14 protein-coding genes, 3 tRNA genes and 1 pseudogene are annotated in these 20,150 nt (G+C 43.9%); 9 read left to right on the forward strand and 9 right to left on the reverse strand.

Features of this window, described 5'->3' with window-relative positions; translation table 11 throughout:
- Window positions 1-127 precede the first annotated feature (127 nt).
- From ACEWB7_RS12535 to ACEWB7_RS12560, 6 genes and pseudogenes are all read left to right on the forward strand, one after another.
- Window positions 128-883, forward strand: a pseudogene (locus tag ACEWB7_RS12535) (alpha/beta fold hydrolase); the annotation flags it as partial.
- Between the two features lie 248 nt (window positions 884-1,131).
- Window positions 1,132-2,043, forward strand: coding sequence for a lysophospholipase (locus ACEWB7_RS12540; RefSeq protein ID WP_262738839.1), 912 nt, complete (start codon window positions 1,132-1,134; stop codon window positions 2,041-2,043).
- A 131-nt stretch (window positions 2,044-2,174) separates the two neighbouring features.
- Window positions 2,175-2,250, forward strand: a tRNA-Glu gene (locus ACEWB7_RS12545).
- Window positions 2,251-2,274: 24 nt separating this feature from the next.
- A tRNA-Glu gene (locus ACEWB7_RS12550) sits at window positions 2,275-2,350 on the forward strand.
- A gap of 45 nt (window positions 2,351-2,395) precedes the next feature.
- Window positions 2,396-2,471, forward strand: a tRNA-Glu gene (locus ACEWB7_RS12555).
- A gap of 302 nt (window positions 2,472-2,773) precedes the next feature.
- On the forward strand, window positions 2,774-4,195 hold the full coding sequence (locus tag ACEWB7_RS12560; RefSeq protein WP_411580879.1) for an iron-containing redox enzyme family protein: 1,422 nt from the start codon (window positions 2,774-2,776) through the stop codon (window positions 4,193-4,195).
- Window positions 4,196-4,260: 65 nt separating this feature from the next.
- Here the strand turns inward: ACEWB7_RS12560 and ACEWB7_RS12565 are convergent, their stop codons facing one another.
- The 5 genes from ACEWB7_RS12565 to ACEWB7_RS12585 all read right to left on the reverse strand — a co-directional run bounded on the left by ACEWB7_RS12565 (window position 4,261) and on the right by ACEWB7_RS12585 (window position 12,860).
- A complete protein-coding gene (locus ACEWB7_RS12565; RefSeq protein ID WP_034703761.1) occupies window positions 4,261-5,505 on the reverse strand; it encodes an NADH:flavin oxidoreductase/NADH oxidase family protein in 1,245 nt (414 codons plus the stop codon).
- Between the two features lie 127 nt (window positions 5,506-5,632).
- Window positions 5,633-6,643 (reverse strand): ABC transporter permease, encoded by a 1,011-nt coding sequence (locus ACEWB7_RS12570; protein ID WP_312309797.1) that lies wholly within the window; start codon window positions 6,641-6,643, stop codon window positions 5,633-5,635.
- A complete protein-coding gene (yejB, locus tag ACEWB7_RS12575; protein WP_034703759.1) occupies window positions 6,643-7,686 on the reverse strand; it encodes a microcin C ABC transporter permease YejB in 1,044 nt (347 codons plus the stop codon). Before yejB ends, ACEWB7_RS12570 begins: the two co-directional genes overlap by 1 nt.
- A 22-nt stretch (window positions 7,687-7,708) precedes the next feature.
- Window positions 7,709-9,541 (reverse strand): extracellular solute-binding protein, encoded by a 1,833-nt coding sequence (locus ACEWB7_RS12580; RefSeq protein ID WP_034703758.1) that lies wholly within the window; start codon window positions 9,539-9,541, stop codon window positions 7,709-7,711.
- Window positions 9,542-9,557: 16 nt separating this feature from the next.
- Window positions 9,558-12,860, reverse strand: a complete 3,303-nt coding sequence (locus ACEWB7_RS12585) for a LysM peptidoglycan-binding domain-containing protein (RefSeq protein WP_312318603.1) — start codon at window positions 12,858-12,860, stop codon at window positions 9,558-9,560.
- Window positions 12,861-13,068: 208 nt separating this feature from the next.
- Between ACEWB7_RS12585 and dnaQ the strand changes: the two genes are divergently transcribed.
- From dnaQ to nudC, 3 genes are all read left to right on the forward strand, one after another.
- Window positions 13,069-14,442, forward strand: a complete 1,374-nt coding sequence (gene dnaQ / locus ACEWB7_RS12590; RefSeq protein WP_034703754.1) for a DNA polymerase III subunit epsilon — start codon at window positions 13,069-13,071, stop codon at window positions 14,440-14,442.
- A gap of 126 nt (window positions 14,443-14,568) precedes the next feature.
- Window positions 14,569-16,212, forward strand: a complete 1,644-nt coding sequence (locus tag ACEWB7_RS12595; RefSeq protein ID WP_034703752.1) for a hypothetical protein — start codon at window positions 14,569-14,571, stop codon at window positions 16,210-16,212.
- On the forward strand, window positions 16,212-16,991 hold the full coding sequence (gene nudC / locus ACEWB7_RS12600) for an NAD(+) diphosphatase (RefSeq protein ID WP_034703750.1): 780 nt from the start codon (window positions 16,212-16,214) through the stop codon (window positions 16,989-16,991). The genes ACEWB7_RS12595 and nudC overlap by 1 nt, the downstream gene beginning before the upstream one ends.
- Window positions 16,992-17,060: 69 nt before the next feature.
- Here the strand turns inward: nudC and ACEWB7_RS12605 are convergent, their stop codons facing one another.
- The 4 genes from ACEWB7_RS12605 to ACEWB7_RS12620 all read right to left on the reverse strand — a co-directional run bounded on the left by ACEWB7_RS12605 (window position 17,061) and on the right by ACEWB7_RS12620 (window position 20,140).
- Window positions 17,061-17,939, reverse strand: a complete 879-nt coding sequence (locus ACEWB7_RS12605; RefSeq protein ID WP_034703748.1) for an alpha/beta hydrolase — start codon at window positions 17,937-17,939, stop codon at window positions 17,061-17,063.
- Window positions 17,929-18,621, reverse strand: coding sequence for a BON domain-containing protein (locus tag ACEWB7_RS12610; protein ID WP_034703746.1), 693 nt, complete (start codon window positions 18,619-18,621; stop codon window positions 17,929-17,931). The genes ACEWB7_RS12605 and ACEWB7_RS12610 overlap by 11 nt, the downstream gene beginning before the upstream one ends.
- Before the next feature lie 136 nt (window positions 18,622-18,757).
- Window positions 18,758-19,171: a YraN family protein gene (locus tag ACEWB7_RS12615; protein WP_034703744.1), complete on the reverse strand. Its 414-nt coding sequence runs from the start codon at window positions 19,169-19,171 to the stop codon at window positions 18,758-18,760.
- Between the two features lie 9 nt (window positions 19,172-19,180).
- Window positions 19,181-20,140 carry a penicillin-binding protein activator gene (locus ACEWB7_RS12620; RefSeq protein WP_034703742.1) on the reverse strand — a complete coding sequence of 320 codons (960 nt, stop codon included), beginning with the start codon at window positions 20,138-20,140 and terminating at the stop codon, window positions 19,181-19,183.
- Between the last annotated feature and the right edge of the window lie 10 nt (window positions 20,141-20,150).

Raw genomic sequence — 20,150 nt, forward strand, 5'->3', positions numbered from 1 at the left:
GAATAATTCAAGTGAATTTGTTTGAAAGAAGAACTTTAAAAGCTTTATTTTCACCCGATAAAATACCCATAAAACAAGAGGAAGCTCATTTGAGCTTCCTCTTGTGAAAAATTGTGGGACAGCAATGCATATCCGTATCCCTTTTTATGGCGACTTACTGTCCCGTCATCATTTACATAATGTGCTAAATGCCAGCACCTTAATGCCGCAAGACTGGCCTCGCTTTCCTTTCCAGTCTCCAATTAAATTCCAGCCACCACCCCATCTCAATCAACATTCACCTGAAATTTGTGAAATTCCCGAGCTAAAGGTTGAGGATGCCATGACCTTTAACCAGAAGCTTAAGTTTATTAGTATATTAAGCCGGAATACTCTATTACGGGATTTTGTAATCTTACTGAATCATTTCCCTCAGCTGCATGATACGCTGATCAAAAAATTCCTGATTGAAACCTATTCTTATCTGGCAAATTCCACATTCATGCAGCAGGTGCATCAGTGAATTGGCCAGCAAATGCATGGCGATAAACCCTGTATCCTGATGGCTCATTCTTTAGGAAGTGTGATTGCCTATCATTATCTGCTTCTGCATCCAGAACTGAATGTACAGCGTTTTATAAGCATGGGATCACCAATGGCTTTCCGGGTCATTCAGGAACATTTGCCCCAACCTATTCATCGGCCAGAAGCTATTAAAGGTGACTGGATTAATTTTTATTGCAGCGATGACTTTCTGACTGCCTTTCCATTATCAGAACCGCCTTTTCAGTTTCAGCCGGCAATTATCAATCGGGAGATTCGTACTTCGATTTATCATCCTCATGATATTGATGGCTATGTCCAGCATCCGGAAGTCATCAAAGCCTTGCTAGAATTACTCTAAAAAGCATCTTAATTTACAGATTTAATTTTAATATTTCCTATGCACTATTTTTCTGCTCAGTAAAATTCTTTATCCATACCTACTCATTTTCTGGTTTATTTATGACTCTTTCATAAATATACAGATGTCTGTTAATCATTGTTTTATCAAAGATAATTTACACATTAACACCACAAAAAGCGCTGCTTTTGCTACGTTAATTTTTTCTATACTGTAAATATAATTCTATCGAACTCAGTGGGGTGTCGATGAAAGTTATTTTTATTCATGGAATGAATCAGCAACATCATAGCGCTGCCTCCATCCGCCAGCGCTGGCTCCATATACTTCAAAAAGGGATGCGCAAACATCAACAAGATGCCAGATTTAGTTATTTAAAACGCCACATTCGTATTCCATTTTATGGCGATCTGCTTTCACGTTATAACGTCCGCAATATTCTAGAAGCAGGCACCCTCATACCACAGGAATGGCCTAGCTTTCCTTTTCGTAAGCCTGCTCAACCTCAGCTTCCTGCCCCTGTTCCACGTCCTGGCTGGCGTAGGCCCACAATTACCGATTTCCCCCAACCCAGTTCAAGTGACACCATGGATTTCAGGCAGAAATTCAATTATTTTACCGCCCTCGGCAGGAATGTTGCGCTTCGGGATTTTGCCTTATTACTCAATTATTTTCCCACTCTGCATCGCAATCTGTTGCAGAGATTTCTGATTGAAACTTATCTTTATCTCGATAATTCTGATTTCATGAGGGAAGTACATGAACGGATTGCCAGACAACTGAGTGGTCGCAAACCTTGCATTGTCATTGCTCACTCTTTAGGAAGTGTGATTGCCTATAATCATCTCATCCAGCACCCTGAACTGAATGTACAGCGTTTTATTACTTTAGGTTCACCATTAGCCTTTCAGGTGATTCAATCCAGCCTGGCACAACCGGTGGTACGACCTGCGGCAATTAAAGGCGACTGGATCAATTTCTATTCAACAGATGATTATCTTACCGCCATTCCACTTACTCAACCGCCATTCAAGTTTGAACCTGAAATCATCAATCATGGCATTCGTACACATATTCACCGTCCACATGATATTACTGGCTATTTACTACATCCTCAGGTCGTTGAAGCTATTCTGGAATTACTTAAAAATCCGGCTTAAATCCGGCATTTTTCAAGTATTCTACTAATATTGTTTTAAATTTATGCACTCAAAAGAAAAATTCCAAAAAACTCTGGAAAAGCGTTTGACACCCCTCTGTTTTCACCCTAATATACGCCCACCTCTGAAACGTCCCTATCGTCTAGAGGCCTAGGACATCGCCCTTTCACGGCGGTAACCGGGGTTCGAATCCCCGTAGGGACGCCAATTTCAGAAGTAATATTTTATTAAGTCCCTATCGTCTAGAGGCCTAGGACATCGCCCTTTCACGGCGGTAACCGGGGTTCGAATCCCCGTAGGGACGCCATTACTTCAAATCAAAAGTTCTGGTTTAAAATATCACTTCTACACTGTCCCTATCGTCTAGAGGCCTAGGACATCGCCCTTTCACGGCGGTAACCGGGGTTCGAATCCCCGTAGGGACGCCATATTCGAGATAGTTAATTTAATTAACTTCTCATGAAAAAGCCCAAGCATGATGACTTGGGCTTTTTTATTGCTTGTTCCTTCATTCCTGTTTTTAACGTTTGATCAAATTGTCTCGATTGCAATTTTATTTGTTTATAAATAATTCATTTAAAAATATTATTCTTTTACATTTCTCTTCAACTCGTTATCCATTCATTTTCATTTACAGCAATCGCACTATAAATCCGAACAAAAAATCAACATCGGTGGTATAAGCATGCCGTTAAGGTAGAAAGCATAATATATCTGCAAGGATCAGATTATGTTCGTCAGTACAAAGTTAAGTTCGCCTGAATCATCTATTAAAAATCATAATCATCAATTTAATAACTTTAAAGATTGGGTCAACTTCTTTCAAGATCAACAGATTTCGACGGCAGTAAAGACCGAAAAGGCTGAGAACTATTTAAGAGATTTAATCCAGCAAGTTGATGTGGCTGGATTGGAATGGCTGGATCAACCCAGACATGTAGAGCAACATTTTCTGGAACAGCACCACCAAACCTGCGCAATCTTTCAGTCCTATGTAGAGCGGCGTAGACAGCAGCAAGGACGTGAATACTTCCCGACTGTGTCACATGCATTTGAGTTCCTGGCCAAAGTCGCACCTGTAAAACTGGTAGACGGCTCATGGCTGTATTCAACTGTGCAAAACTGGAATCGTCCGGAAACCAAAGACCTGATTTATATCTATCTGGAAGAACTAGGCATGGGTCATACCCGTGCCAATCATGTCACCATGTATCAGGATTTGCTGAATCATTATGAGCTGAACAGCTATGCTGAGCAACTGGATGCCAGCTATTATGAACACGCAGCCGTGCAGCTGGCTTTGGCCTATGCGCCGCCAGAATATCTGCCGTTAGTAATTGGTTTCAATCTGGGTTATGAGCAGCTGCCATTACATCTGTTAATTACCAATTATGAGCTGTCTGAACTCGGTATTGATCCACATTATTTCAATGTACACATTACCATTGATAATGCTCACAACGGTCATGCACAAAAATCTCTGCAAGCCTATTTAGATCAGTATGCACTCGTTGAAGATCCTGCCCAGTATCTAGACCTGATTAAAAAAGGTTATGTGCTGAATGACATTGGTAAAAGTTCCACCCAGATCATCAAGCAGCTGGATACTGAAAAACTGGCTTTGAAAGTGTTTCAGAACAAAGCGCTGATTGGACAATATATCCATAACCAGAAATGCCAGTTTAGTGGCAAGACCATTAATGAGTGGTTATCCGATCCGGCACAGATTGCAGACTTCTTGAAAGTCATGATTGAAAAAGGCTGGATTGTAAAAGATGCACCTGTAGAACAAAGCCGGTTCTGGAAAATGATTGATGATCCAGATGGCAAAATGTTTGGTGTATTTAATGCGACTGAAAAACAGATTATTAAAGACTGGATTCAAGGTGAGACTTTTGCCGCTCGTCTGTCATCACTTAGCAGATCTCAAGTTCATAACCAGATGGAACCGGTATTAAACCGTATTGACCAGCAACAGATCCATCAGCTGAAAAGCCGTCTGAATCGCTGCGCTGCTGCCGAACAAAAGATTGATTTATTGATTCCTTACGTGGCACCGCATATGCATCATCAGGAAGTGGGCTTGTGGGCAACACGTCAGCTTTCTCAGCTGCTCTTCCCTTTTCAGACTCAAGCCATGACTTATTCTTAGAAAGATCATTCATAAAAAACAGGGCATTAAATATGCCCTGTTTTTGCTTCAATGCATTATGCAAATTAAGCCGATTTACGTGAATTGATCTGACCTTTAATCACAGCCTTCACATTGCCTTTTACGTAATTTAAAAATACCTTTAAAGGCGACAGTTTTGGATTTGGTCGATTACCTTTGGCAATTTCTTTAAATTGCGCGGCATACCAGATGATTTCCATAATCGCCATCTTATCGATCATTGGAATACCAGTTTTAATTTTCTCAACTGCATAACGTACATCCTGTCCTGCAACCAGACGGTTACCCAGATCAGGCTCGACCGCAAATGGACGTGCAATACCGACAAAATCACATGCGCCGCTGTCAAGGGCTGCATTCATACCCACCGCGGTACGGAAGCCACCCGTCACCATCAAATGACAATTAACTTCCTGACGGATCTTTTCGGCAAAGTCGAGGAAATAGGCTTCGCGGGCAACTGTTGATGCTTTACGTTTCTCTGCTTTTACCCCAGCCATTGCGGGTGCTTCATAGGTTCCGCCAGAAACTTCAATCATATCGATCCCGGCTGCATCCATCGCCTTAAAGACATAAATAACGTCTTCTTCACTAATGCCACCGCGCTGAAAGTCTGCCGAATTTAATTTCACTGAAATGATAAAATTCTCTGAAGTTGCTGCACGCACTGCCTTATAAGCCTCTAGCAAGAATCGGCTGCGGTTTTCAATACTGCCACCCCACTGGTCTTGGCGCTTATTGGTCAGGGGCGATAAAAACTGGCTAATTAGATAACCATGCGCCCCATGTAACTGCACGCCTTCAAATCCCGCCTTTTCGCAAATGGCAGCTGAAGTCGCAAAGCGCTGGATAATATCTAAAATTTCATCTTCACGCAGTTCACGTGGCGTACCGAAACTCATCGCCAATGCTGGACTAAAAGGTACAGCTGAAGGTGCTACGGTTTCTTTATTCAAGCCTTTTGGGCACTGACGTCCAGGATGAGATAACTGTACCAGTTGCACCATGCCATGACGTTTGCCGACATTCGCCCAAGCTTTTAACTTTTCCAGGTCACGTTCAGTTTCTACTACCACTACACCGGGTTCATTCTTGGCACGAAAATCCACCATGACATTACCCGTAATCGCACAGCCTAAACCACCTTTGGCCCAAGCTTCATATAACTTTAAATGGGCCTGATTGGGTTGGCCTGCATCATTGGCCAACGCCTCACTCATGGCACCTTTAATGATACGGTTTTTAAACTGGGTATTACGGATCTGGATGGAATCGGCCAATTGTGTCATGTACTTTCCTGAAATGTTTATCTTATTTTGTATGTGTTATAACCTAACTTGCCATAATTGACAATTAATATTGTCAAATGGATACAAATTTTATTTGTAGATATTAAATCAGTCTTAAAAAATCATTTTAAATTTTGGGATCGAAAGCATCCCGGATGGCTTCACCGATATAGATGAGTAAAGACAAGACAATGGCTAAAGTCAGAAACCCGGATAAAGCCAACCACGGCGCATTGAGATTATTTTTACCCTGCAGTAATAATTCACCTAGAGAAGCGGTTTCGGGTGGCAAACCATAACCTAAAAAGTCCAGTGCAGTTAGTGCGCTAATATTGGCAGTCAGCATAAAAGGTAGTTGTGACAGGCTGGAACCCATCACATTGGGTAAAATATGCCTGAACATGATCCGGCCATGCCCTGCACCAATACTTTTCGCTGCCCAGACATATTCCAGATTTCTGGCCCGTAAAAATTCAGCGCGCACCATCGACACCAGTGTTGTCCAGCCAAAAAATAGCATGATCACAAATAGCCAGTAAATATTCGGACTAAACACACTGACCAGAATCATGACCATAAACAGCATCGGCAGGCTGCTCCAGACCTCAAGTGCACGTTGCCCGATCAGGTCAATCCAGCCACCATAATAGCCTTGAACTGCACCGACCAGCACACCTAATCCTGCCGACAGCAAAGTCAGTGCAAAGCCAAACAGCAAGGAAATACGCAAGCCATATAGAATCCGTGCCAGCACATCCCGTCCCTGATCATCTGTTCCTAGCCAATTTTGCCTGCTTGGAGGTGAAGGTACTGGAATATCGAGTGCCAAATTGGATGTGTCATAGCCGAAGCGGATCACCGGCCAGATTGCCCAGCCTTTGGCATTAATCAGCTGCTGTACCGCAGGATCCTGATACTCGGCTTCAGTTTCAAAGACACCCCCAAAAATCGTTTCAGGATATGACTTTATTACTGGCAGATAATAGGAGTCCTCATACTTGATCAGTAAAGGCTTATCGTTAGCGATCAGCTCAGCACCAAGTGACAAGATAAAAATAATGACAAAGGCAATGCAGCAGGCAAATCCGGTTTTATTATTTTTAAAACGTTGCAGGCTGGCGCGTAGCATTGGTGACATTATTTTGACCCTCGTGAATCAAAATGAATCCGGGGATCAATTACCCGATACAGCACATCACTGATCAAACGTAGCACCAAGCCCAATAAAGTAAAAATAAACAAAGTTCCAAAAATGACCGGATAATCCCGCTGCAGAATCGCTTCAAATCCCAGCATGCCCAAACCATCCAGATTAAAGATGATTTCAATAAACAGGTTCCCGACAAATAAAATACCGAGCAAAGCTTCTGGCAATCCAGCGATCAACACCAGCACTGCATTGCGCAGTACATGCCGATAGAGTACTGCCCTTTCCTGTAGTCCCTTCGCTTTTGCTGCCAGTACATAGTGTTTACTGAGTTCTTCCATAAAGGAAAATTTCACCAGATAAGTCAGCCGTGCAAAACCACCTAGCACCATGGCCAGTAGCGGCAAAGCCATATGCCAGAAATAATCCTGAATTTTTCCAAAGAAAGATAATTCATCAAAATTTTCCGAGCTTAATCCTTGTAAAGGAAACCATTGCAGATAGGAACCACCTGCAAAAAATACAATCAGCAAAATGGCAAAGATAAAGGCTGGAATGGCATAGCCCACAGCCAGCAGCAAAGACGTCGTTTGATCAAACAGACTGCCATGCTTTTTGGCTTTCTGGATGCCAAGAGGAATAGAAACCAGATAGATCAGCAAGGTACTCCAGAAACCTAAAGACAGTGAAACTGGCAATTTTTCCCAGATCAGTTCAGTCACAGCTTGGCCTTTAAAAAAACTCTGGCCTAAATCAAATTGGGCATAGCTTTTCAACATTTCCCAGAACCGTAGATGAACCGGTTGATCAAATCCATACTGAATCTTGATCTGCTCCAGCATTTCGGGCGTCAGGCCTTGCTGTCCCTGATACTGCAAGCCACCAATCGCCAAATTATTCGCATGCTGTGACTGATAGATAGCCTGTTCCACTGGACCACCCGGTGCAAGCTGAATCACCACAAAATTGATCAGTAAAACCATCAATAATGTCGGAATCATAAGAAGCAAACGTTTGACGATATAAGTGCTCATGGCACTCCCCAAAGCTGAAAACCTAGCGATATTTTAAGTACGGTGCCACTTGTCTGGCTTTAGCTGTATCCACCCACCAGTAATCAATACCCGCAGAAAGCTTGGGCTTGATCTTGGGCTGCCGATACATATTCCAGTAAGCATACCAGTATTCACCCGTACCATAGGTCGGAATATGATAATAACCGGCTCGCAATAAACGATCTAAAGCTCGGGTACTATAAATCAGCTGCTCCCGGCTTTGTGCCTGAAATACCTGATCAATCACCCGATCAATCACCGGATTTTGAATACCGGCATAATTATAATTGCCAGGCTGACATGCCGCCTGACTACCCCAAAACTGTTTCTGTTCTTGTCCCGGTGTCAGCGATTGCGGCATGGTATCCACAATCATATCAAACTGATAATTTCTTAGTCGCTCATAATACTGGGCCGTTTCCACCATCCGAATGTGCGCCTGAATTCCTAAACGTTTCAAATGCCGTAAATAAGGCATCAGATGACGCTGCTGTTCAGCCTGATGCAGTAGAAATTCAATCTGTACAGGTTGACCTTGAGCAGTCACCAGTTTCCCCTGCTGATAACGGTAACCGGCATTCAATAAAATTTGTCGCGCCTGTAATAAATTTTTGCGGTTAAACCCTGAGGCATCTGATTGCGGATAATGCCAATCCTGTAATACCGCCTGACGTTGCACCGGATGCAATTTAGATAAATTTGGCTGTAATATTTTCAGCTCCTGAACACTCGGCTTGCCTGTAGATGCCAGTTCACTATTACTAAAAAAGCTGTTCAGACGCTGATATTCTCCATGAAACAAGGCTTTATTTAGCCATTCAAAATCATAGGCCAGAGTTAAAGCTTGCCGGAAGCGAATATCAGCAAAGGGCTGACGTCGCGTATTAAAAATCAGGCTTTGTGTAGGAATCGGATTGTGATGCTGAAAACGATAGGTTTTGATTTGGCCATGCTGTACCGCAGGAAACCGATAATCACTTACCCAGCGGTTGACCTGTTTTTCTTCATGCAGCGTAAACTGGCCAGATTTAAATGCCTCAAACTTGATTTCCGGACTACGGTAATAGCGATACTGTATGCGATCAAAATTATAACGGCCGCGATTGACCAGCAGGTCTTTACCCCAATAATGTGGATTACGTTTATAGGAAATACTGCGTCCTGCATCAATACGTTCAATCACATAGGGCCCAGAACCCAAGATCGGTTTCAGGTTAATGTCCTTGAAGTTGCGCTTTTGCCACTCCTGCTGAGAATAGATCGGCATTTGCGTCACAATCATCGCCATTTCCGGATTATGGCGAGATTTAAAACTAATCTTAACTTTTGAAGGTGACAGGACTTCGGTTTTTTTAATATCTGCCAGATACATCTGCAAGCCGAAATTAGACTGGGTCTGGTACAGATCAAAACTGTATTTCACATCCTTAGCCGTCACTGGCTGACCATTACTGAATCTGGCTTTAGGATTTAAATGGAAAATAATATAAGCGGTCTGCTTTGGGTCAAAACTGACTTTCTCCGCCAGCAAAGGATAATAGACGCCGGGTTCATCCAGGGATTTTGACATGAGGCTGTCAAAAATATAATTAACCCCTTCAGTGACATTCCCCTTACCATTCATACTGTTCAGATTATCAAAACTGCCATCGGCTGCTTGAATCAGGACACCACCTTTGGGCGCTTGCGGATTGGCATAAGGCAGAGATTTAGCCTGTGCATATTTAGGTACACTATGCAGTGCAATATAAGGCGTCGTAATGACTGCTGCCCCGCTGGAACTGATGATCCAGGGGACAGCAAGAATCCATAAAACATGGACGGGATTAAACAATTTCACGATCCAGAAATTAGTTTGGAACCTTAATCACATCACCAATACGCAATTGAGTATTGGGTTTCAGTTCATTCATTTCTGCCAGCTCATTGGTTGCCATACCATAACGGGATGCCAGACCGATCAAGGTATCACCACGCTTCACCTTGTATTCAGTGACCAGTTTTGGAAGCTGAAGCGTTTGGCCCACACGTAAACCTGCACGTGGACTAAGATTATTCAGGCTCGCCAGATCAGTAACGGGTACTCCTACACGATTGGCAATCGCAATCAGAGATTCTCCGGATTTTACCGTATAGGATTCTGTCGCCTTAAAAGAGGCAGATTTTGTTGCAACTTTCACTAACGGCTCTTTCTTGGCGATCTGAATATCTTCATTAATTTTTAAACGCTGTCCAATCCGCACATTGCTAGTGGTGCTTAGGCCGTTCAGGTCTGCCAGATAGCGTAATTGCAGATGATATTGGCGGGCAATCGAGCTTAAGGTTTCACCAGATTTCACGATATGAGTATCTGATTTGACATTCTTTTCCTGAGTCTCGGTGACCACTTCCTGCACAGGTTCAGGACTACCAGATAATTTCAGATGCTGACCCACACGCACATTGGCACTACGGGAAATATTGTTCAGGTTGGCAATCTGATCCATCGACAGATTATATTTTGCTGCAATCCCGGTCAGCGTATCACCCGATTGAACCGTATAACTGTCAGGAACCTGACTACCGGCCGGAATCTTGATGGTCTGACCGATGCGTAAGCCGCTGTTTGCAGACAGGCCATTTAACGCTGCCAGTTCAGATACCGTCAATTTACTTTGATTGGCAATGCTGTACAGGGTTTCACCACGTTTGACCTGATAGCTTTCTGTTGGCGTATGATCAACCTTAACGTTCTCAAACTTCTGTTCGATTTTTTCGGTTTTCTTGCTGCTCGCAGTCAGTTCATCAACTTCATTGAGAGGAACATTAATCTTCTGTCCGACCATCAAACTGCTACCCGCGGTTAAACCCGGAGTTAGTGCAGCAAGCTCTGCATTCGACAATGCGTAGCGATCTGCAATCAGTTTCAGATACTCACCACGTTTAACGGTATAGGACTTGGTCTGGACTTTGGCAGTTTCGACTTTTTTGCTGTCTTCAACTTTCGCTTTGCTGGTACTTTCTTTTAGGGAAAGCTTTTGCCCCACAAATAAACCACTGGTCGTACTCAGATCATTATAATCAGCCAACTGTTTAACACTCAGGCCGAACTGGCTGGCGACGCTGGTCAAAGAATCATTGGCCTGAACCACATAACTTTCCGGTTTCTCTCTGGCTTTCGGTACTTCCTGTACTGGGTTGGCATCATAGAGATAAATTGTGGTGCCCACATATAATGTAGAGTTTGGATCAATCTGGTTCCATTTCGCGACATCACGCCAGTTCACGCCATTCTTCGCTGCAATCAATGCCAGATTATCGCCCGGTAAAACCTTATAGGTACTGCGCTTACCTTTCGGTGCCACAACCACAACTTCTGAATCAGTTTTTACATAGTTTTTGCCCTGATTGAGTCGAGCTTCAACTGAATCTGCACTGGTGTTTACAGCGACTTCTTTCGGATATGAGAATCCTTTGGTCAGTTCCTTGCCCTGCTGCTCGGCAATAGACTGACTGGTCTGAATTGCAGTCAGTTTGATCTTGCCATCATAAGGGTCAACAATTTCTGTGCCTGCAGGTGCCAGTGCTTTGAGCTCTTCAATAACCTGTGCCTGTTCAGCCGCAGTCGCTACAGGTTGTAAAAGCTCATCCACAGTTTTATTAATTTCTTCTGCTGACACCACTTTCTGGATTTGCTGACGTTCAGCTGCGGTAATTGGTGGCTCGACCTGGATAGGCTTCACCGAAGCAACTGGCGTCACAGCAACCGGAATACGTGGCGCGCTTGGAATAGGCAATTCACTTTTTGCAGCAAATTCAGCAAGTGCTTCGGAACCACGTGGTGTGCTGACCCGTTTGGTGGTTTGTGCAGTTAAATTTGGTGTCGCCGTGGTAGAAACTGCTGCTGGTGTAGTCGTGGCTGGCTTTGGTGATGTGGTCGCAGTTGGAGCTTTAGTTGCTGTTGCAGTCTTAGCAGTCGTATTGGCAAGCACCGGCGGAGTCTGCTTGGCAGGTACGATGGTGGTACTGGTTGATGCTGGTGCTACAGTTGGATTTGGAGTTACTGTAGTGGTCGTTTTAGGCGAGTTACTGACAGTACCTGCCCATAAGCCGCTTGAACTAGACTGCAGTTTTTTCAGTTTTCCATCAATCGATGGACTTAAGTCAGCCGGAATCAAAATACGGCGCGGACTTTCCGGATCAATACGATCACCACGATGCCCCGGGTTAAGCTGATACAGTTCAGCACGGCTTAAACCGGTAATGGCTGCAATCTCATTTAAATTGGCTGCACCGACAGTCACTTCACGAAAGTGAGGACGGTTGGCAATTGGTGGCAAACTCACGCCATAAGTACCCGGATTTTTCACAATCTGCGCAACTGCCAGGAAACGCGGCACATAGTTCATGGTTTCCTGAGGCAGTTTCAAGGACCAGTAATCGGTAGGCAAGCCTGCGGCCTTATTACGGTTAATCGCCTGCTGGATACGGCCTGGACCGGCATTATAAGAGGCCAAAGCCAATTCCCAGGAACCAAACTGGTTATATAAGCTGCCTAGAAACTCATAAGCCGCACGAGTCGACTCAACGACATCACGACGGCCATCGTAAAGTGAGGTTTGTTTCAGACCATAAATACGGCCAGTACTTGGAATGAACTGCCATAAACCTGCTGCTGCTGCACTACTGGTCGCTGCCGGGTCATAAGAACTTTCAATGATCGGTAATAAAGCCAGCTCTGTAGGCATGCCACGGCGCTCTGCTTCTTTCACCGTATAATAGAGATAGCGCGATGCACGGGCACTCAGGCGGTCCAGATAAGGCTGACGGGAAATAAACCAGCCACGCTGTGCATCAATACGCGGATTCCAGGTATTCAGATCCATCTTGAAACCCACGGTCATCCGTTTCCAGATATCACCATGCTTCAAAATCAGTAAGCGGTCACCTTCAACCGCACGCATATCCGTTGCAGAAAGTAAATCTTCCAGCCCATCCAAACTGCTTGCATCTAGATATTGTGAGCCAACCTGCTTGCTTGACGCTTTTTGGGTCGCACTTTGTGTAGAAGAACAGCCCGTCAGTCCCAAGGAAGCGAGTGCCGTTCCAAGTACAGAAAATTTTAAAAATGTTGGTAATGCAGGCTGCCACAAAATTGCGGTTGGTTTATACATAAAGAAATCCAAACAATTCGTATATAAATTTATTTTTTAGATATGCCATTGTAGTGAAGCATGTCGTGGACACAAGGCATTAATTTACCCCGATTTCACGTTAAATGTTACAAGAAATTAAAAAAACTGGTGTATCTAGACGCATCAAGCGTATTTGCGTTATACAATATCCGCTTCAGCAAGTTCTTTTTTGATCGGATTTTAATTTATGTCTCACACTATCACGCTATATGTTGATGGCGCCTGTCGCGGCAACCCGGGTTTAGGCGGTTGGGGGGCGTACATAATTACCGAACAGCAGGAACACAAAATTTGCGGTGGCGAAGATCATACCACCAATAATCGCATGGAGCTGACCGCGGCGATCGAAGGCATCCAGTTCTGTCCGAAAGATGCCAAGCTGATCATTTATACCGATTCCAATTATGTCAAACAAGGCATTACCGAATGGATTCATGGCTGGAAAAAGAAAAACTGGAAAGACGTTAAAAATCCGGATCTATGGCAAAAACTGGATGCCATTTGCCAAGGTCGGGATATTGAATGGCACTGGGTAAAAGGCCATGCCGGACATCCTGGCAATGAAATGGCCGATCAACTGGCTAATCAGGGCGCAGATGAAACCTTGAAAAAATCCAAATCAGTTACTGCAATCACTGAAAATAAAAAAAAATCTGAACCTGACTGGCTTCTAGACGACCCTTTCGGGCTGGATCTTGTCGATAGTGAAGAAGAACTCGAAGAGAGCATGGAAATGGCCGAAGAAGAAATGGAACAGACTGAAAATTTAGAAACAATTGAAAATACCGATGAGTCTGCTTCAGTCACTTCAGATTCAACCGAACTACATCCGCAAATTGTGATTACACCGCCGATCTTAGAGCTGCATGGCCCCCGTCAATTGATTCTGGATACGGAAACCACCGGTTTCTATTATCAGGATGGTGACCGGATCATTGAGGTGGGTGCGATCGAAATGATTAACCGGAAACTTACCGGCAGCTCAATCCATATTTATATCAATCCGAAAAAACCGGTTGGTGATTCGGTGAATGTCCACGGTATTACCGACGAGTTCTTGCAAGACAAGCCGCTGTTTGAAGAAATCTCACAGGTACTGTTTGACTATCTGCAAGGTGCCGAAATTATTGCGCATAACGCGACCTTCGATATGAACTTCCTGGATATGGAATTCAAGCGTGCAGGCTTTGTCGCACTTTCTGAAGTTTGTGAAGTAACCGATACTCTGGCAATGGCCAAATCCAAGCATCCTGGACAGAAAAACTCTCTAGATGCCCTCGTGCGTCGTTATGAAATTCCACAACGTGACCGTACCTTCCACGGTGCCTTGCTCGATGCGGAAATTCTGTCCGATGTTTATCTGGCCATGACCGGTGGACAGGTCTCTTTTGATATGGATGCCCTGTCACATACCGAAGAACAAGGTGGCAGTTCCAGCACTGTGAAAATCGAAATTGAATTGCCTGTGATTCTTCCATCAGATGAAGAACTTGCCGAACATGAGAAATGGGTCAAACAATTTGAAGAAAAGCATGGAACGCCTTGCCTTTTTGCAAAATAAAATCTAAATTCCAAGCAGTAATTTCGCTTTTAAAATACAGTTCTTCAGTTATAGTAATTCCAAAGAGGCCCCGTCCGATAAAGCGGGGCTCATATATAGATAATACTCAAGGAAAGGTGCAGATCCATGTCTTACCAAACCTCTATACATTTTGATCCAACAGCTTTACTGATAATAAAAAATGAGGTTGATAACTCGATCAAGTTAGTCGAATCAGCAGTAAGCACCTTGGTAGAAGATCAAACTTTACCTTTTGGCATTGACGATGCATTAAATCAGTTCGAACAATGTGCACAGGTACTGGCACTGATTGATATGCCGAATCTGGCACAAATTGCTCAATATTCAGCAGAACTGATGCGCAAGATTATGGGGAATCCGGCGCAGATCAACACTCAGGATGTGATCGCATTGAGTGAAGGCACCACCATGCTGAAACGCTATATCGAATTTATCTGCTTGCGTGAAGTGAAAATTCCGCAGTTCCTGCTCGATACCCTGAACCGTCTGGAACTTGCGCTTGGTAAACCATTGACGACCGAAGGTCAGCATATTGAACCTTTGCTTGATCTGATTACTCCAGACTTCCAGTTACCCCAAGTACCAGGTCTGGAAAAATCCAAATATGTGCAACGCCTGTATAAGCTGTCTCTTAACAAACTGCTAAAACAGGAAGAAAGCGAGATGGATCTGCAGGCGATCAAACTGGTCGGTACTTATCTGGCAGGTCTTTCAGCAAATCATCCAAGCAAGCAATACTGGCATCTAGTGCATGTTACTTTTGATAATATTGATCACCTGCTCATCAATGAACCACGTTTGCGTACTTTAATCAGTATTGAACGCAACATGGCGCAGTACTTTAGTTCAGCCGACAGCTTTAAAGCCTCTCTGTCCGATCTGGCAAATGTATTAAGCTTATGTATCAGTCAGGAAGATGCAACTGCACAGCAAATCCGTAGCCAGCTGAATATTGGTGATGATCTACTGACAGATATGCAACTTCAGGTGTTCAGCCGTCACCTATATGGTCCGGACTTTGAAACCATGCATACTATTAGCGAGCTGGTGACTGCGGAAATGCCCCAGATCCGCAATGATATCGAATACAACTATCAGCACATGACACCTGAAAAAACGCAGGAACTCCAGACTCAGCTGAATAGCTTGGCCAATATCTTCAAGGTTCTGAACCTGAACGAAGCCTATCATGATTTAAACCGTCAGGCAGCTTCACTCAGCCAGGCAGATATTCTGAAAGATGAGTCTTTTGCCCAGCAGTTGATGAATGTGATTCTATCCGCGATGAACTCGATTGGTGTATTGGAACGTCATCATACTTCGAGCCGTCTGCAGCTACGTGTGAATAACATGAATATCTCATTGGATCGTCTGGACGAAGCACACAACGCTTTGTTAAATGAAACCAAGGCGTTGATTGAATTGTCTAGCCAGATTCTGACTGATTATCTGCAGGATCAGGACCTGGCCAAACTTGAACCTGTACCCATCCAGTTCTGCGAAATTGGCGGTGCCATGCTGTTCCTGAATGCTGAACATGTGAAAGCTGCATTCAATACAACTGCCCTGTTTATCAAAAACCGTATTGAACAGTCGGTTGCATTAACACCAGCAGAAATTCATCATGCGCTGGATGCATTGGCTAGTGCCGATATGATGATCGATAACTTAAAGAATAAACAGCCTGTATTACAGTCCATGTTTAAGGTAGCATTAGACAGTAGTGAAAAACTGAAAATCGTTGCCTAATGTCTAAAAAATTATCACTTGCTTATATTTTCCAGCAGCAACAGTTGCTGGTCGACCAACACTTTCAACTGCCTCGAGTTGAAGCTCTGGCAAGTGATTTGCTGCTGAATCCGGGTGATCAGGTGGTTGCCCGTGATCTTCTTCCAGATGAGCCAACTCCTGAAGGCTTGCAACTGGTTCCAATCCGTCAATTATTACAGTTTTGGAATATTCAGCAATTTGAACAGGCCAGTCGTGCTGTGCAACTCTTGGAATGGCGCCGGAATCACAAGTTCTGTAGCCACTGTGGCACCCCGACTGAAGCCCATGCTGTTGAATATGCCATGGTTTGCCCAGCTTGCCATTATCGTCAGTATCCAAGGGTGCAACCTTGTGTGATTACTGTGATTACCCGCGGTGAAGATGAGATTCTGCTGGCCAAAAATGCACGTAATACCAAAAGCCAGATGTATGGTCTGATTGCCGGATTTGTCGAAGTTGGGGAAACGCTTGAAGAAGCGGTACGTCGCGAGACGCTGGAAGAAGTCGGCTTGAAAGTGAAAAATATCCAGTATTTGGCCAGTCAGCCATGGCCTTTCCCGAGTAATTTGATGATTGCCTTCAAAGCAGAATATGCTGGCGGTGAGCTGCAATTGCAGGAAGAAGAAATTAGCGATGCGAAATTCTTCAAGTTTGATCAGCTGCCTGAAATTCCATTTAAAGGCAGTATTGCCCATGCCATGATCATGCATGTGACTCAAGGTACACCGGTCGCAGATGATACCCGTAAATGGCTTTAAGGTTTTCAATTAAAAAAGCCCGGTTTTTATACCGGGCTTTTTTATGGGAATTACCACGATCACAGATCTTCACTTGAAAGCATCTTCTAGCGCCCACATCACACGCGGCTTGGTTTCAAAGAACCGGCTAAACAAACTGGACAATGAACCGATCATCGTAATATGACCCAGTTTCGGAATGGTAATCAGCTCACTATGATTGCCATGGTCTTTTAAAACCCGGTCCAGATCCTGACTGTTAAAATGACCAACAATATTGTCCCGCTCTGCCATGAACAGATAATGTTTGGTGGAGGTATTTTCCACAAAATAATATGGCATGACCTGCTGATACGGAATCGACTGGTCAAAAGCATCGGCACAGATCGGATCATCTTTATAGTCAAAATGATAAGGACCTGCCAGACCAATAATGGCGCGGATCTGTTCCCGCTCAATCATGGCCTTTTGTGGATGGTATAGCGCTGACATGACATTAAATGCCCCGGCTGAATGCCCCATCAAGACCAGATTTTCCGTAGAAATATTTAACTGGTCTGCATGCTGCTGCAAATGATTTAGCAATAAATGCAGATCATTAATATAGATCGGGAAAATGTGTTCAGGCGCTAGGTGATAATTCATCACCACCACATCATAGCCTTCTTTGGCAAAGGCTTCACCAATGAAGTGGTAATCCTTTTTATCACCATGCAGCCAGGCACCCCCATGGACAAAGACAATCAGGGGGCGATGTGCTAATGGCTGATGACTTAAAAACAGATCAAAACGTTGACGGGCTTTTAAGCCATAGGCTAACTGGGTTTCAACACTATAACCCTGTTTGGGGGTTAACCGGTTCAGCGCATAACTGCCAAAATCATAGATCCGGAAATCTTTATAACGTTGTTGGACTTCAAGGATCTGATCTGACAGCTGCGTTTTAAATTGACTGACCTTATGGAACATCGGTCGGTTCAACTGTATCAGGATCGATGGCGACTGGAGTCTGTTCAACACCCGACTGTGCATAAGATGCAGGCGCTGCAAAATTCTGGTTAGTATTATAACCAGAGCGCTGATCCACGTTGTCGATGAGCGTGACAATTTTAGTGATATTACCCACTTGTTGCAGCACCTTATTCAGATCATCAATTTCAGCACTGTTCAGACGCCCCATCACATACAGTACGCCATCTTCAGTATGCACATGCACTTTGCTGTCAGATACTACTGGTGCTTTCATAATCAGGCCACGGGTATTCGCCGTTACGGCGGTATCCTGCATGATAGTAGTGTAGCTGCTCTGGTTACCCACAGTAATAAAATTATGCACCGCTTTGACGTCACTCATGGATTTGACATTATCTTCTGCCAATTGCTTGAGATGCGCATCCGGCACCTGCCCGGTCAACAGGACATTGCCATGGAAGCTTTCAATATTGACCCTTGACTGTTTAAAACGTGAATCCAGTTTATAAAGATTAATTTTTGCAGTACGTACAATAGAAGAATCGATAAATACCTGTCCTAGCGTCCGAGCTCCATTTTCGGTACCTACAGGAGCCGTACCAGTACCGCTAGAAATAAAGCTGGCACAACCCGATAAACTTGCGACACACAGCATTGTTATTGCAATACGCTTAACCACTCAGCAAGACTCCTTAATTTTAATCAGTCTTATTTCAATATAATAATCTGTTTTTTCAAGGCCAGATGTTCTTCATCATACTTGAACTTTCCCATGATGCCGCAAATTTTATCTGCCGCATCAGATCTTATTTTATTCAAAGATTAATAAACTCTTGATCAAAAGTAAAAGCATTTTCAAACCAGTGCAGATCATAAGGGTATTGCGAAAAATCATGCTGTATGGTTTTTGCAAAATACCGATTAAAATCAAAACAAATCACATCAAAACGATAGTAATAATGTGCAAACTGTGGATTTTTTTGAATAAAACATACAGCCGTTTGTAGGACTTTTCGTTGCTTGGCAGAGGAAACAGATTCAAAAGCCAATGCATAACCCGTTTTAGCTCGTGCTTTTACCTCGACAAAGACCAGTTCCTGCTCACGCTGCATGACCAGATCAAGTTCACCATAGCGACTATGCCAGTTTCTGGCAATGAGCTGAAAGTCTTGTTGCTGCATCAGTTGCGCAGCCTGCTGTTCTGCCCATGCACCTAATTGTTTCTGCATCGCTGACCCTTATAGTGCCTTGAGACCTTTGGCACTCTGCTGAAAACAGGACGGCGTACGTTGAATGCCCTGATCTGATACCTGAATCATTCCAGTACGACCCTGGAACTCAATATTGCGTATTTTTTTATTGTTTAAATAATACTGGGTGATTTGCCAGGCATCTCCACCAAAAGCAATCAAGCGCTGATAGGACATATTTACCGGTGCTTGATGATAAGCCTGCATCACATCAGGCCAGTTAGCAAAATAAAGTACCGGTACATCGCAGAACTTGATGCCTCGTGGTGGAACATGCTGTTCATTAATTGCATTTGCGACTGTATAAATCCGTTTATGTCCTAAACCATGTAAGGATTCCAGCCAGTCTGCATTGCCAAGCAATAGGATCCCCTGCTTGCTCTTCAGAAAAAATGGCGGCTTCTCGATCATTTCCAGTTGCAGCTCACTCTGGCTAAGTAGTGACATTAGCAATAGTTCATATTCTGACTCACTGCCCGGCTGACGCAGCACAAACAGTTGCTGAATCCCATCTAGGGCAATCTGCTTCTGTAATGCAGCTGCATCTTCTTTTTTCGACAGGCTAAATTGCCAGATATTTGGGGCCGTGAGGCTAGTTTCATTCAAACTCAGTGTACGAATCTTGGGTTTAGACTGCACCAGCTGCTCTACATCCTGACGTGCCAGAGGGCCGATCACCATTTGTGTCTTTTTACTGACATGCTGTTTGAGTAGCTGAGAGATTTTTTTCTGGTCTGAATTGACCCATTTCAATGGTACTTTCTGTCCGGACGCCGTATATGCACTGAGAAATCCTTGCTTGATACTCGAAGCGGCTCGCGCCAAGGGGCCAGTTTCAGGTAGAATAATCAGCACCTCCGCTTGTACGCTGCTGACGCAGGCCAGTAACCCCAAGCCCAAAATTTTATTTTGAATCTTCCATTTTTTATTATTCGATTTATTCCACATGGAGAAACCT

The sequence above is a fragment of the Acinetobacter sp. NIOH-H-8 genome (assembly GCF_046635365.1).
GTDB lineage: Bacteria > Pseudomonadota > Gammaproteobacteria > Pseudomonadales > Moraxellaceae > Acinetobacter.

Excerpts from the sequence above, each read along its gene's own strand:
- ACEWB7_RS12620 (WP_034703742.1), bottom strand. The coding sequence starts at position 20,140 with ATGTGGAATAAATCGAATAATAAAAAATGGAAGATTCAAAATAAAATT.
- ACEWB7_RS12605 (WP_034703748.1), bottom strand. The coding sequence starts at position 17,939 with ATGTTCCATAAGGTCAGTCAATTTAAAACGCAGCTGTCAGATCAGATC.
- ACEWB7_RS12595 (WP_034703752.1), top strand. The coding sequence starts at position 14,569 with ATGTCTTACCAAACCTCTATACATTTTGATCCAACAGCTTTACTGATA.
- ACEWB7_RS12540 (WP_262738839.1), top strand. The coding sequence starts at position 1,132 with ATGAAAGTTATTTTTATTCATGGAATGAATCAGCAACATCATAGCGCT.
- ACEWB7_RS12585 (WP_312318603.1), bottom strand. The coding sequence starts at position 12,860 with ATGTATAAACCAACCGCAATTTTGTGGCAGCCTGCATTACCAACATTT.
- ACEWB7_RS12615 (WP_034703744.1), bottom strand. The coding sequence starts at position 19,171 with ATGCAGAAACAATTAGGTGCATGGGCAGAACAGCAGGCTGCGCAACTG.
- yejB (WP_034703759.1), bottom strand. The coding sequence starts at position 7,686 with ATGAGCACTTATATCGTCAAACGTTTGCTTCTTATGATTCCGACATTA.
- dnaQ (WP_034703754.1), top strand. The coding sequence starts at position 13,069 with ATGTCTCACACTATCACGCTATATGTTGATGGCGCCTGTCGCGGCAAC.
- ACEWB7_RS12565 (WP_034703761.1), bottom strand. The coding sequence starts at position 5,505 with ATGACACAATTGGCCGATTCCATCCAGATCCGTAATACCCAGTTTAAA.
- ACEWB7_RS12570 (WP_312309797.1), bottom strand. The coding sequence starts at position 6,643 with ATGTCACCAATGCTACGCGCCAGCCTGCAACGTTTTAAAAATAATAAA.
- ACEWB7_RS12560 (WP_411580879.1), top strand. The coding sequence starts at position 2,774 with ATGTTCGTCAGTACAAAGTTAAGTTCGCCTGAATCATCTATTAAAAAT.
- nudC (WP_034703750.1), top strand. The coding sequence starts at position 16,212 with ATGTCTAAAAAATTATCACTTGCTTATATTTTCCAGCAGCAACAGTTG.